The sequence below is a fragment of the Pseudomonas migulae genome (genome assembly GCF_043225285.1).
In the GTDB taxonomy this organism is placed as follows: Bacteria; Pseudomonadota; Gammaproteobacteria; order Pseudomonadales; family Pseudomonadaceae; genus Aquipseudomonas; species Aquipseudomonas migulae_C.
The window spans coordinates 542,700-555,120 of the sequence record NZ_CP171224.1 but is presented as its reverse complement, the minus strand read 5'-3'; the positions used below and the strand labels follow the sequence as shown (position 1 = coordinate 555,120).

Annotated in this window: 12 protein-coding genes; 4 read left to right on the top strand and 8 right to left on the bottom strand. The window is 61.6% G+C overall.

All coding sequences use genetic code 11. The features are described 5' to 3' along the window. Window positions 1–132 precede the first annotated feature (132 nt). On the bottom strand, window positions 133–885 hold the full coding sequence (locus ACF6ZU_RS02665; RefSeq protein WP_392890383.1) for an anti-sigma factor family protein: 753 nt from the start codon (window positions 883–885) through the stop codon (window positions 133–135). Further along, complete coding sequence (locus ACF6ZU_RS02660) at window positions 882–1,388, bottom strand: RNA polymerase sigma factor (protein WP_392890382.1); 507 nt, start codon at window positions 1,386–1,388, stop codon at window positions 882–884. The genes ACF6ZU_RS02665 and ACF6ZU_RS02660 overlap by 4 nt, the downstream gene beginning before the upstream one ends. 314 nt (window positions 1,389–1,702) lie before the next feature. On the opposite strand from ACF6ZU_RS02660, the gene ACF6ZU_RS02655 reads away from it, so the two are divergent. Next, on the top strand, window positions 1,703–2,788 hold the full coding sequence (locus ACF6ZU_RS02655; RefSeq protein ID WP_392890381.1) for a catalase family peroxidase: 1,086 nt from the start codon (window positions 1,703–1,705) through the stop codon (window positions 2,786–2,788). Then, the gene (locus ACF6ZU_RS02650; RefSeq protein ID WP_392890380.1) at window positions 2,785–3,330 is read left to right on the top strand and encodes a cytochrome b; all 546 of its coding nucleotides are present in this window, start codon (window positions 2,785–2,787) and stop codon (window positions 3,328–3,330) included. The genes ACF6ZU_RS02655 and ACF6ZU_RS02650 overlap by 4 nt, the downstream gene beginning before the upstream one ends. Here the strand turns inward: ACF6ZU_RS02650 and ACF6ZU_RS02645 are convergent. Then, complete coding sequence (locus ACF6ZU_RS02645; RefSeq protein ID WP_392890379.1) at window positions 3,327–4,532, bottom strand: MFS transporter; 1,206 nt, start codon at window positions 4,530–4,532, stop codon at window positions 3,327–3,329. The genes ACF6ZU_RS02650 and ACF6ZU_RS02645 overlap by 4 nt on opposite strands. Before the next feature lie 94 nt (window positions 4,533–4,626). Between ACF6ZU_RS02645 and ACF6ZU_RS02640 the strand changes: the two genes are divergently transcribed. After that, window positions 4,627–5,073 carry a winged helix-turn-helix transcriptional regulator gene (locus tag ACF6ZU_RS02640; RefSeq protein WP_392890378.1) on the top strand — a complete coding sequence of 149 codons (447 nt, stop codon included), beginning with the start codon at window positions 4,627–4,629 and terminating at the stop codon, window positions 5,071–5,073. Between the two features lie 39 nt (window positions 5,074–5,112). Here ACF6ZU_RS02640 and ACF6ZU_RS02635 read toward each other — a convergent pair whose 3' ends face one another. Beyond that, a complete protein-coding gene (locus ACF6ZU_RS02635; RefSeq protein ID WP_392890377.1) occupies window positions 5,113–6,264 on the bottom strand; it encodes a M14-type cytosolic carboxypeptidase in 1,152 nt (383 codons plus the stop codon). Window positions 6,265–6,751: 487 nt separating this feature from the next. After that, complete coding sequence (locus ACF6ZU_RS02630; RefSeq protein WP_392890376.1) at window positions 6,752–7,093, bottom strand: DUF6124 family protein; 342 nt, start codon at window positions 7,091–7,093, stop codon at window positions 6,752–6,754. A 129-nt stretch (window positions 7,094–7,222) separates the two neighbouring features. Here ACF6ZU_RS02630 and ACF6ZU_RS02625 point away from each other — a divergent pair, with 129 nt between their 5' ends. Next, window positions 7,223–7,870 (top strand): LexA family protein, encoded by a 648-nt coding sequence (locus ACF6ZU_RS02625; RefSeq protein ID WP_392890375.1) that lies wholly within the window; start codon window positions 7,223–7,225, stop codon window positions 7,868–7,870. Between the two features lie 39 nt (window positions 7,871–7,909). On the opposite strand, the gene ACF6ZU_RS02620 is transcribed toward ACF6ZU_RS02625, so the two are convergent. From ACF6ZU_RS02620 to ACF6ZU_RS02610, 3 genes are all read right to left on the bottom strand, one after another. Next, on the bottom strand, window positions 7,910–9,859 hold the full coding sequence (locus ACF6ZU_RS02620) for an acetyl/propionyl/methylcrotonyl-CoA carboxylase subunit alpha (RefSeq protein WP_392890374.1): 1,950 nt from the start codon (window positions 9,857–9,859) through the stop codon (window positions 7,910–7,912). Further along, the gene (locus tag ACF6ZU_RS02615) at window positions 9,859–10,674 is read right to left on the bottom strand and encodes a gamma-carboxygeranoyl-CoA hydratase (protein ID WP_392890373.1); all 816 of its coding nucleotides are present in this window, start codon (window positions 10,672–10,674) and stop codon (window positions 9,859–9,861) included. The genes ACF6ZU_RS02620 and ACF6ZU_RS02615 overlap by 1 nt, the downstream gene beginning before the upstream one ends. Before the next feature lie 128 nt (window positions 10,675–10,802). After that, window positions 10,803–12,410 carry a carboxyl transferase domain-containing protein gene (locus ACF6ZU_RS02610; protein ID WP_392890372.1) on the bottom strand — a complete coding sequence of 536 codons (1,608 nt, stop codon included), beginning with the start codon at window positions 12,408–12,410 and terminating at the stop codon, window positions 10,803–10,805. Window positions 12,411–12,421: the final 11 nt, after the last annotated feature.

Below are 12,421 nucleotides of genomic sequence, written 5' to 3'. Positions count from 1 at the left end.
AAACACCACGATCCCTTGTAGGAGCCGGCTTGCCGGCGATGGACGTTAACGATGACGCGTTTTTCCTGGATAAACGCGGAGCCCTTGCGTTTTTCGCCGGCAAGCCGGCTCCTACAAGGGTTGGCGTACGGTTCAGAATTGCAGGGTTTGCTTGAGTATCTGAGCCGTCGGCGTGTCGCTCGGGCTGACCATTGCGTAGTTGTAACCGCTGCCCGACCAGTACTCGGCCTGCAATCCGCCGTCACTGCGACTACCCCTCGGCAACAGGAAATTCTTCGGCCCCGGCGGGCGCACGTAGAAGCTGATCTTGTGCCCGCTGCTGTCCTCGTAAACCACCATCGCCGCCGGCCCTTGTTCGGTACTGAGCAGACGCCCGCTGAGCGGTTTGAACCCCGCACCGGAAAGGTCCGGCAAGCGATGGGCCTGGGTGAAATAGCGGTCGAGCCAACCCTGCATATCGCCGTCATCGCTGACCTTGTAATCCGCTGGCAGGAAGCCTTGCTGGGCAAACAGTCGATAGGCCTGCATCGCATCGGTCATCGGCGCCGCCGCGCTGAGGAGGGTCATTTCCCGCGCCTTCCAGCCGCTGAATCCGCCGACACTCACGGCAATCAACAACACGGCGGCGCTGGCCAGATGGCGGCGTGATTGGCGCTTGAGGCGCTGGCGAATCAGCACCGGGTCGAGGGCCGGGTTGGCGGGTTGTTGCAACGCGCCGCCGAGGGCCGCGCGCAATTGCTGCGCGTCCTGCTGCCAGGCGCGAACCTGCGCCGCGATGGTCGCGTTGCTCGCCAGAAACGTTTCCACCAGGCGTCGGTCGTCCTCGCTGAGTTGGTGATCCACGTACGCGTGCAGGTCTCGCTCGCTCGGGGGCATGCTGATCATTTGAGTCTCCGCAGGGAAGGGCGGGTGATTTCGCCGTCGCTGAGTTGGCGCAAGGCCTGGCGGGCGCGGGACAGGCGCGACATGACGGTGCCGACGGGGACGTCGAGAATCTCCGCGACCTCTTTGTAACTCAGGCCTTCGACCGACACCCAGAGCAGTAACGCACGCTGCTCGGTGTTGAGCTGATCGAAAGCCTGCAGGGTCGATTGGGCGATCACGGTGCGTTCCACCGACGGCTGGCTGTCGTCGCGGCCGGTAAAGAATTCGAGCATTCGCGCATAGCGCCGCGAGCGCCGGTGAGCGTCGAGAAATTGCCGATAGAGAATCGAAAACAGCCAGGCCCGCAAATCACCTTCGGGACGTTTGTCGCCCCAGCTCGACAGCGCCCGCTCCAGGCACGATTGCACCAGGTCGTCGGCGCTGCTCGGGTTGCGCGTCAACGACACGGCAAACCGGCGCAATCTGGGAATGATTTCACTCAGTTGTTCGTCGATATCGATCATGAATTTCTGACTAGTCACTACGCTGGGGGGTATCCGGTCTCACAAATACGTTTCCTTTTTGGCGGCGTCTGTTGTCGCCATACTGCGTTACCGCTCCTTGCCATAGCGAGCTATGACGCGTCGCGGCGCCTTGTCTGGCAACAACAGCCACTCGCCAAAAAGGAACGTATTTGTGAGACCGGACACCCGGAAGACGCCCGGCACCGAAGGTTATTCCACGCCCGAAAAAATAAATACCGCGCGATGGAATAAACGTTCGCGTGGTTCGTCTGCTTGATTCTTCTCACTTGTGGCCGATGGCCCTGGAGTCTTTCATGGTAGATCGCTCATCACCGCCCAACCGGCCCCCCTTGAGTGCCGCGAGCCTGACGTTGCGCCTGGCTGGCATCGCCGTGGTGGTCGCTGCGATTGCCGGGGCATTTGCCTACGTCAATGGCACCTTTGACCCACAGCGCCTGACCCCGAAAAAACTGATCAACGTGCTGGAAACCAACAACGGCGTGCACCCCGGGTTTCGACGCAATCACTCCAAAGGCGTGTGCGTGATCGGGCATTTCGAGAGCAGTGGCGAAGCGCGCAGCTACTCCAGCGCTCAAGTCTTCAATGACGCGCGGACCCCGGTGGTCGGGCGTTTCGCGTTGCCGGCCGGCAATCCTTACGCGCCGGACAGCGCGGTGCCGATCCGCAGCCTGGCGCTGCGTTTCACCCAGGCCAACGGCCAACAGTGGCGCACCGGGATGAACAGCATGCCGGTGTTCCCGGTGGGCACGCCGGAAGCGTTCTACCAGTTGCAGCAAGCCCAGTCGCCGGACCCGGCCACCGGCAAACCCAACCCGACTGCGGTGCCGGCGTTCTTCGGTGCGCACCCGGAAGCCGGGCCGTTCCTGGCCTGGATCAAGACCGCCAAACCGTCCGCCAGCTACGTGACGGAAACCTACAACAGCGTCAACGCGTTTTACCTGGTCAACGCGAGCGGGCAGAAGCAGGCGGTGCGCTGGAGCATGGTGCCCGTGGCGCAGGACGCGGCAGGCGCCACGGCGCCCGAGGGTAGCGATTTTCTTGAGAAAGACCTCGTCCAGCGAATCGCGGCAGGGCCCCTGCGTTGGCAGTTGAACATCACGCTGGCCAACCCCGGCGACCCGGTCAATGACGCCAGCAAGGCCTGGCCCGACGGTCGCAAAGTGGTGAACGCCGGCACGCTGGTGCTCGAAAGCACTCAGCCGCAACTCAATGGCGAATGCCGCGACATCAACTACGACCCGCTGGTATTGCCGGCCGGTATCGAAGGCTCCGACGACCCGTTGCTCGCCGCTCGTTCCGCCGGTTACGCCAGTTCCTACCTGCGTCGCACCAGTGAAGTCAGCCAGCTGCCCGCCGCCAAACAGGAGGCTCAACAATGAGCGCTCAACCGAACCATTTCGCTCCCTTGGCGCGACTGCTGCACTGGCTGATGGCGTTGATGATCATTGCCATGCTGTTTATCGGCGCGGGGATGGCCGCTTCCGTCTCGGAGCGGCATGAGTGGCTGATCCATCTGCACAAACCGCTGGGCATCGCCATTCTGTTGCTGGTGATCGTGCGCCTCGCGGTGCGCTTTTCCACCCGGCAACCGCCATTGCCGGCGGACCTGCCGGGTTGGCAAGTGCTGGCGGCCAAGGCTTCGCACGTTTTGCTGTACGCCTTGATGTTCATCCTGCCGCTGCTCGGCTGGGCGATGATTTCGGCAGCGGGCGACCCGGTGATGCTCAGCAGCTCGTTGCAGTTGCCGTCAATTGTGCCGGCGAATGCCCAGGTGTTTGCGTTCCTGCGCAAGGCGCACGGGTACCTGGCGTATCTGCTGTTCCTGACCGTACTGCTGCATCTGGCGGCGGCGTTGTTTCACGGCTGGGTGCGCCGCGATGACGTGCTCGACAGCATGTTGCGGGGCAAGGATCGCGGCTAGCCGGTTTGTGTGGCGCATCGTGCCGGTGCGCCACTTTTCAGCGTCAGCCACCAGTAACCCAACGCCACGGCATTGATCCCGGCACCCAACAGGCAGACTCCGAGCCACCCGGCCCAGGCGTACATCGCCGTCGAGACGATCGAACCCAGCGCGCTGCCAATCGAGTAGAACAGCATGTAACCGGCGGTCAGACGGCTTTGGGCCTCCGGGCGCACGCTGTAGATCATGCTCTGACTGGTGACGTGCACCGCCTGCAAGCCCAGATCGAGAGTGATCACGCCCAGCAGCAAGGCCCATAACGAGGATTGAGTCAGGGCGATCGGCACCCAGGAAGCGAGCATCAACAGCAGGGACAATCCACTGACCCATTGACCCAAACCGCGATCAGCCAGATGCCCGGCGCGCGCGGCAGCCAGTGCACCGGCCGCGCCGGCCAGCCCGAACAAGCCGATTTGCGTGTGGGACAACGACAGCGGCGGGGCGCTCAACGGCAACACCATCGGCGTCCACAGCACCATGGCGCTGGCGAACGTCAGCAGCGCCAGCACCGCCCGTTGACGCAGCACCGGTTCTTCCTTGAACAACATGAACACCGAACCGAGCAACGCCGCGTATGAACTGGCAGGTTGTGGGGCTTCGTGTTTCGGCAGCACGCGAAACAGCAGCAGCGCCATCACCAGGGTCAAGCCCGCCGACAGCAGGTAAATCGAGCGCCAACCCGCCAGATCGGCCATACCGCCTGCCACTGTCCGCGCCAACAGAATACCGACGACGATGCCGCTGGTGACCACGCCGACGACGCGCCCGCGCTGCGCCGGGATGGCCAAGGTCGCGGCGTAGGCCACCAGCACTTGTGTCACGACCGCCAAGAGCCCGGTCAACGTCATGCCAAGCAAGAGCCAAATGCTGTTCGGCGCCAATGCGATCATCAACAAGGCCAGTGCCGACAGCAGGGTTTGCGTGACGATCAGGCGTCGGCGATTCAGCAAATCGCCGAGGGGCACCAGCAGCAACAATCCAACCCCGTAACCCACCTGGGTCAGCGTCACGACGATGCCGATGGTGGCCGGGTCCATGCCGAACGCCTCGGCCATGGCATCGAGCAAGGGCTGGGCGTAATACACGTTGCCAACGGCCAGACCGCAAGCGACGGCGAATAGCAGCACGACGCCGTTGCTGAGTGTTGTGTGAGTGGGCTTCATGCCGGGCTCCTAATGTGGTTTCTAAATAAAACCAGTTGTACGGTAAGGAAGCCGGTTTTATATTGCAACCACATTTGTTTTCGAGGGCGGATTCATGGCCAAACGCACAAGCATGGAAGGCGCCGAATGCCCGGTTGCCCGCTCTCTGGATGCCATTGGCGATTGGTGGTCGTTGTTGATCGTGCGCGATGCCTTCGATGGCCTCTGCCGATTCGGCGAGTTTCAGCGCAGTCTGGGCATGGCGAAGAACATCCTGTCGGCGCGGTTGCGCACGCTGGTGACCCACGGGATTTTTGATCTGGTGCCGGCTTCGGACGGCAGCGCGTATCAGGAGTATGTGCTGACGGACAAGGGCAAGGGCTTGTTCCCGCTGATCATCGGCTTGCGGCAGTGGGGCGAAGCTTTTTTTTACGAGGAAGGGGAGGCGCACTCGCGAGTGGTTGATCGGGAAAACGGTCAGCCGGTGCGGGCTTTGGAGCTACGCGCCGAGGATGGGCGTTTGCTGGGGCCAGAGGATTGCGTACGTATCGCGGCGCAATAAAGCAGGGCTGCATGTCGGGCATGCAGCCATTTTGAGGGATTAGCGAACTGAATCGATCACGTCCGCTACCGTGGTCAACACGTCCTTGCCCAACTGTTTGGAGCGCTTGCCCGACCAGCCGGTGAGCGGGTTCGGCGCATCGTTGTTGTCCTTGAAGGGCATTTCCAGGGTCAGCGACAGGCAGTCGAATTTCTGACCGACGCTGTTGCAGGCCAGGGTCATGTTGGCTTTTCCCGGTTCGTCGCGGGTGTAGCCGTGCTTGGTCTGGAAGTCCTTGGTCAGGTGTTTCAGGTGGCTGCGAAAATGCTCTTCGAGTTTTTCGATCCGCGGCGTGTAGCCCGGGTTGCCTTCGCAGCCGGCGGTGAACACGTAGGGGATTTCTTCATCGCCGTGGACGTCGATAAACAGGTCGACACCGTACTTTTCCATTTGCTGCTGTACGAAAAAGACTTCCGGACTGATCTCCTGGCTGGCGCTCTGCCAGGCGCGGTTGAGGTCCTGACCCATGGCGTTGGTGCGCAGGTGACCGTGGAAAGCGCCATCGGGGTTCATGTTCGGCACCAGGTACAGGTCGGCGCTGGCCAGCAGCTTGTTCAATACCGGATCGTCGTGCCGTTCCAGGCGCTCGATCACGCCTTCCATGAACCATTCGGCCATGTGCTCGCCGGGGTGTTGCTGGGCAATGATCCAGACCTTGCGCTGACCTTCGGCACCGGTGCCTTTACGCAGCAACTGGATGTCACGACCTTCAACGCTCTTGCCGGTGGCCAGCAGCTCGGTGCCGGCCTTGGTCAGGGCTTGCTCGATCAGCCAGTCATGGCGACCACGGCTGTAGGGTTCGAAATAGGCGAACCAGGCGTGGGTGGCGGTGGCTTCGAGGCTGAAACGCAGGCAGTCGCCTTCGAAAATGGTCGGCACCCGGAACCAGTTGACGTGGTCGTAGGACGCCACTGCCTGATAACCGTCCCAGGCTTTGTTGTACGAGGATTTGCTGGCGTTGCTCAGACGAAACCAGTGTTCCTGACCGACGTGAAGGCCGCTGGCCTTGAAATGAAACCATTGGAAATGCTGGCTGCGGGTGTCCGGCTTGATAGCCAACAGCGCTTGCAATGGATTGCTGATATCCAGCACTTCAATGTTGCCGCTGTCAAAGTCTGCACGGATGTCGAAAGAGGATTTAGCCACGGTCATAGTCGATTCCTGAATATGATTTTTATGGCTGCTACTTTACACGCTGGGAAGGGAAAAACCGGGAGAAATTGCGGGGTGTAGGGGGGGGGCGTCCTCCTTGACGCCGTCGCAGCTTAGAGAGTGTGCGATTGATTCTCAAGTGCTATTTATCGTTAGTTTCAGCCAATGTTGCCGGGCTTCTCTTGCCAACCGATATTCTTTTGATATTATCCGCGCCATCGAATTTGCAGCACCCAAAGACTTCATTAGCCTGAAGGTAAAGCCAGAATAACTGGCAAAAAAAAGACCCGGCAAAAAGCCGGGTCAAAAACCGTGATTAGCCTGATGAGGAGATAGTCCAGGAGACCGACCTAAGGTCACTTGGACAATCGACTGATCTCGCGACCAGTTGCATGCAATAATAATCATTCTCGTTTGCAAGTCAAATGATTTTATCTGCGCGATTGGAAAATTCTTTCCCGCGCCCTTCGAAATATCTCTCCTTGTCCTATGCGTGATGAATCCCGTCCAGGGATCGATCCAGCAGCGCCTTGGCCATGTCGATCATGTGCACCGTCGAACATGCCAGGTCCCGATGGACACCGCGCAGGTTGTTCGCGGCCTCGGACGCCGTTGCGGCGGCGCAGCGCAGCAGGTCTGAAGCCCGCACCAGTGCCTCCTCGCTGCTGACGTTGCGGTTCACATCAAAGAAACGTTCTTCCTCCGCCTCTTCGGACACAGTGGGTTTCAAGTAATAATCCAGTGCCTTTTGCGCGGCGGCCGAGCCTTTGGGCGAGGTGAGGGAGGTGTCGATTTGCAGGTCGGGCAGGTCGTTGACGGGAAGGTTCATGACGAGGGCAAACTCCGTGATAGATTCAGATCCGTGATCCAATCCTAGTACGAACTGTATTTGTGACGAGTAATTAAATACTACAATTTGTGTTTTGATGGCCGGAGACGCCCGCGTATCGTGCCGCACATGGAAAAATGGATTGAATTGGTCAAGGCCAAGATGAGTGAACTCAACGTCACTCAAGAGATACTCGCCGAGCGCCTCGGGATGTCCCAGGGCGGTATCGGCCATTGGCTGAACAAGCGACGCCAGCCGGGCATCGATGACATGAATCGGGTGCTGCACGCGCTGGGCATGGATTTTCTCGAAGTCGCGCTGGTGATTCGTGAGCCGGACGCAGTGGCGGAGGACAGCCAGGACCTGGTGCGAAAGTACAACCCGTACTTCCGTTACCCGGTCAGCGACTGGCGAGAATCCTGCGAAGTGCGCGACGGCGAACCGACGGTGTATGACAAGGCGCAATTCGAACTGACGGATTACCACGCTCAGGGCGCGGCGTTCTGGTTGCGGGTGGTGGGCGATGCGATGACGGCGCCGAGTGGCGTCAGTATCGCCGAGGGCATGATGATCCTGGTGGACCCGGCCATTGTGCCGGAACCCGGAAAACTGGTGATCGCCCAGTGGCCGGACAGCGCCGAGGCAACGTTTCGCAAATTGATCGAAGAGGGCGGGCAGCGTTACCTGGTCCCGCTCAATCCGACGTATCCGAAAGCCCTTTACACCGATGCGTGCCGAATCATCGGTGTGGTCGTTCAGGCAACGGCCAGGTTCTGATCAGACCGGTCCCCGCATGGCGTAGGACCGGTCTGCATTTCAGGCTTCTTCCAGTTCGACCAGCGCACTGCCTTCGCTGACCATTTCGCCTTCCTGGCAATACAGCGCCTTGATCACGCCGGCGTGTGGTGCACGAATGCTGTGCTCCATCTTCATCGCTTCCAGCACCACCAGTTGCGCGCCGGCCTCGACCGTTTGCCCGGCCTCCACCAACACCCGCACGATGCTGCCATTCATGGGCGCGGTGAGTCCGCCTTGATGGCTGTGGCTGGCCTCGACCGCGCTGATCGGATCGTAGGCCTCGATGCGGCGCAGTTCACCTTCCCATTGCAGGTACACGAAGCCGTCGCGGCGGATGGCCCGATGCTGGCGGCGCACGCCGTTGTGCTCGGTCGACAGTTGCTCGCCCTTGAGTTGCGCCGAGCGGTTGTCGCCGAGCGTCAGCGCCCGATCCTGGCCTTCGCAGCTCAAGTGAAGGGTGATTTCCTTCGGCAGCCCGGCACGGAATCCATTGCCGATTCCCCAAGGTGAACTCAGGTCGTCAGTGCGGGTTGTGTTCGGCTGGCTTTGGGCGAACGCCTGTGCGGCCGCTTGCCAGAACTCATTGCTGAGCTCGGCGGGTTCCGGCAGCAGTTGCTCCTGATAACGCGGAATAAAACCGGTATCCAGTTCCGCCGCCGCGAATGCCGGATGCCCCACGATTCGGCGCAGGAAGTTGATATTGGTCTTGAGCCCACCAATCGCGAACTCATCGAGCATGCTCAACAAGCGCAGGCGCGCCTGCTCGCGGTCCTCGCCCCAGGCAATCAGCTTGCCGAGCATCGGATCGTAGAACGGCGAAATCTCGTCACCTTCTTCAACACCGCTGTCGACCCGACGGCCCGGGCCTTCAGCCGATTCGCGATACAACTCCAGACGCCCGGTGGCCGGCAGGAAATCGTTGCCCGGATCTTCCGCGTACAACCGCACTTCAATCGCATGGCCGATCAGCGGCACCTGGTCCTGGGTCATCGGCAGCGCTTCGCCGCGCGCCACGCGAATCTGCCAGGCCACCAGATCGAGACCGGTGATGGCTTCGGTGACCGGGTGTTCGACTTGCAGGCGCGTGTTCATCTCCATGAAGAAGAACTCCCCGCGCGCATCCAGCAGGAATTCCACAGTGCCGGCGCCGACATAACCGATGGCCTGCGCCGAACGCACAGCGGCTTCGCCCATGGCTCGACGCAATTCCGCGCTCAAGCCTGGGGCGGGCGCTTCCTCGACAACCTTCTGGTGCCGACGCTGAATCGAGCAATCCCGTTCGTTGAGGTACAGGCAATTGCCGTGCTGGTCGGCGAAGACCTGGATTTCCACGTGACGCGGCTTCAGCAGGTATTTCTCGACCAGCATCCGCGAATCGCCGAACGAGGATTGCGCTTCACGCTGGGCCGAGGCCAGGGCTTCGGCCAGCTGGCTGACGTCCTCGACCACTTTCATGCCTTTGCCGCCGCCACCGGCCGTGGCCTTGAGCAGCACCGGATAGCCGATGCGTTCGCAGGCATCGCGGAAGGTATCGAGGTCTTGAGCTTCGCCGTGATAACCGGGCACCAGCGGCACGCCTGCGGTTTCCATCAAGGCTTTGGCTGCGGACTTGCTGCCCATGGCATCGATGGCGGAGGCGGGCGGGCCGAGGAAGATCAGGCCGGCTTCTTCGATGGCGCGGGCGAACCCGGCGTTCTCGGAGAGAAAACCATAGCCAGGGTGAATAGCCTGGGCGCCACTGGCCTTGGCGGCCGCGATCAGTTTGTCGATCTGCAGGTAACTGTCGGCGGCTTTGCTGCCGCCGAGGTCGACGCGGATGTCCGCTTCGCGGCTGTGCCGGGCGTCACGGTCGGTGGCGCTGTGCACGGCCACGGTGGTCAGGCCCAGGGCCTTGGCGGTGCGCATCACCCGGCAAGCGATTTCGCCGCGGTTGGCCACCAGCAGAGAGGTAATGACAGGTGCGCTCATCAACGTGGCTCCTTGGGGGTGATTTCGGCCTGCCAGCTCGGCGGACGTTTTTGCAGAAAGGCGCGCAGGCCTTCCTGGCCTTCGGGGCTGACGCGAATTCGCGCGATGGCGTTTTCGGTGTAGCGGCGCAACGCCGGTGTCAGCGCACCGTTGCCGACTTCACGGAACAAGTCTTTGCTGACGCGCATGGCGGCCGGGCTGTTGAGCAGCAGGTTGTCGATCCATTGCTCGACTTTCTGCTCCAGCTCATTGATCGGGTAGCTCTCCGACAGCAGGCCGATTTCCCTTGCCCGCTGGCCACCGAATCGCTCGGCCGTCAGCGCATAGCGGCGTGCCGCACGTTCACCGATGGCTTGCACCACGAACGGGCTGATCACCGCTGGCGCGAGGCCGATGCGCACTTCCGACAGGCAGAACTGCGCGTCATCGGCGCCAATGGCCATGTCGCAGCAACTGATCAGGCCCAACGCGCCACCGAACGCGGCGCCTTGCACCACGGCCAGGGTCGGGATTTTCAGCTTGGCGAGGTTGTACATCAACTCCGCCAGTTCCCGGGCGTCGTCGAGGTTGGTGTGGTAATCGAGTTCGGCCGATTGCTGCATCCAGGCCAGGTCGGCGCCGGCGCTGAAATGCTTGCCCCGTCCGCGCACCAGCAAGAAACGCAGGCTGGCATCGGTCGATACCTTGTCCAGCGCGAGGATCAGTTCGCGGATCATCTCGGCGTTGAACGCGTTGTTCTTTTCTTCGCGGCTGAGCCACAGGGTGGCGAAGCCCCGCGGGTCGGTCTGCAGCTCGAGGGTGTTGAAGTCGCTCATTTTCGTCCGTCTCCACGGTACTTGTAGGAGCGAGCCTGCTCGCGATGGACGTTAACGATGACGCGTTTTTTCTGGTTGAACGCGCCGCCCTTTCATTCATCGCGAGCAAGCTCGCTCCTACAGCAGGATCACATCCGGAACACGCCGAAGCGGCTCGGTTCGATTGGCGCGTTCAACGACGCGGACAAGGCCAGGGCCAACACGTCGCGGGTCTGCGCCGGGTCGATGACACCGTCGTCCCACAGCCGTGCGCTGGAATAGTAGGGATGACCCTGCTCTTCGTACTGGTCGAGGATCGGCTGCTTGATCTCGGCTTCCTGCTCGGCGCTGAAACCCTGGCCACTGCGCTCGGCCTGCTCACGCTTGACCTGCACCAGAACACCAGCGGCCTGTTCGGCGCCCATCACGCCGATGCGCGCGTTCGGCCACATCCACAGAAAGCGTGGATCGTAAGCCCGACCGCACATGCCGTAGTTACCCGCACCAAAGCTGCCGCCGATGATCACGGTGAATTTCGGCACCTTGGCGCACGCCACGGCGGTCACCAGCTTCGCGCCATGCTTGGCGATGCCGCCGGCTTCGTATTTCTGGCCGACCATGAAACCAGTGATGTTTTGCAGGAACAGCAAAGGAATGCCGCGCTGGCAGGCCAGTTCGATGAAGTGCGCGCCTTTCTGCGCGGCTTCGGCGAAGAGGATGCCGTTGTTGGCGAGGATCGCGATCGGGTAACCGTGCAGGTAGGCAAAACCGCACACCAGCGTAGTCCCGAACAGCGCCTTGAATTCGTCGAACACTGAACCGTCGACCAGTCGCGCAATCACTTCGCGCACGTCGAACGGCTGCTTGGCATCGGCCGAGACCACACCGTACAACTCGTCGCTGTTGTAGAGCGGAGCAATGGGCGTGCGCTGCTGCACTTCGCCGAGCTTGCGCCAGTTGAGGTTGGCGATGCTGCGTCGGGCAATCGCCAGGGCGTGTTCATCGCTCTCGGCGTAGTGGTCGGCGACCCCGGAAATCTTGCAGTGCACATCGGCACCGCCCAGGTCTTCGGCGCTGACCACTTCACCGGTCGCGGCTTTCACCAGCGGCGGGCCGGCGAGGAAAATGGTTGCCTGTTCGCGGACCATGATCGCTTCGTCCGCCATCGCCGGCACGTAGGCACCACCGGCGGTGCAGGAGCCCATGACCACGGCGATCTGCGGGATGCCCATGGCGCTCATGTTGGCCTGGTTGAAGAAGATCCGCCCGAAATGCTCGCGGTCCGGAAACACTTCATCCTGACGCGGCAGGTTGGCGCCGCCGGAGTCCACCAGGTAAATGCAGGGCAAACGGTTCTGTTGGGCGATGGTCTGGGCGCGCAGGTGCTTTTTCACGGTCAGCGGGTAGTAGGAACCGCCTTTCACCGTGGCATCGTTCGCCACGATCATGCACTCGACGCCTTCCACGCGACCGATCCCGGCGATCACGCCGGCGGCCGGCACGTCTTCGCCATACACCTCGTAAGCCGCCAGTTGGCTGATCTCGAGAAACGGCGAACCCGGGTCGAGCAAGCGATTGATCCGCTCACGGGGCAGCAATTTGCCGCGTGATGTGTGGCGCTCTTGCGCCTTCGGGCCGCCACCTTGCTGCACTTGCGCGAGCAGGGTGTGCAGGGCGTCGACCTGTTTGAGCATTGCCGCGCTGTTGCTCGCGAACTCCGCCGAACGGGGGTTGAGCTGGGTATGCAGGATAGCCATGGACAGCTCCG

Excerpts from the sequence above, each read along its gene's own strand:
- ACF6ZU_RS02620 (WP_392890374.1), bottom strand. The coding sequence starts at position 9,859 with ATGAGCGCACCTGTCATTACCTCTCTGCTGGTGGCCAACCGCGGCGAA.
- ACF6ZU_RS02615 (WP_392890373.1), bottom strand. The coding sequence starts at position 10,674 with ATGAGCGACTTCAACACCCTCGAGCTGCAGACCGACCCGCGGGGCTTC.
- ACF6ZU_RS02650 (WP_392890380.1), top strand. The coding sequence starts at position 2,785 with ATGAGCGCTCAACCGAACCATTTCGCTCCCTTGGCGCGACTGCTGCAC.
- ACF6ZU_RS02660 (WP_392890382.1), bottom strand. The coding sequence starts at position 1,388 with ATGATCGATATCGACGAACAACTGAGTGAAATCATTCCCAGATTGCGC.
- ACF6ZU_RS02640 (WP_392890378.1), top strand. The coding sequence starts at position 4,627 with ATGGCCAAACGCACAAGCATGGAAGGCGCCGAATGCCCGGTTGCCCGC.
- ACF6ZU_RS02655 (WP_392890381.1), top strand. The coding sequence starts at position 1,703 with ATGGTAGATCGCTCATCACCGCCCAACCGGCCCCCCTTGAGTGCCGCG.
- ACF6ZU_RS02635 (WP_392890377.1), bottom strand. The coding sequence starts at position 6,264 with ATGACCGTGGCTAAATCCTCTTTCGACATCCGTGCAGACTTTGACAGC.
- ACF6ZU_RS02630 (WP_392890376.1), bottom strand. The coding sequence starts at position 7,093 with ATGAACCTTCCCGTCAACGACCTGCCCGACCTGCAAATCGACACCTCC.
- ACF6ZU_RS02645 (WP_392890379.1), bottom strand. The coding sequence starts at position 4,532 with ATGAAGCCCACTCACACAACACTCAGCAACGGCGTCGTGCTGCTATTC.
- ACF6ZU_RS02610 (WP_392890372.1), bottom strand. The coding sequence starts at position 12,410 with ATGGCTATCCTGCATACCCAGCTCAACCCCCGTTCGGCGGAGTTCGCG.
- ACF6ZU_RS02665 (WP_392890383.1), bottom strand. The coding sequence starts at position 885 with ATGATCAGCATGCCCCCGAGCGAGCGAGACCTGCACGCGTACGTGGAT.
- ACF6ZU_RS02625 (WP_392890375.1), top strand. The coding sequence starts at position 7,223 with ATGGAAAAATGGATTGAATTGGTCAAGGCCAAGATGAGTGAACTCAAC.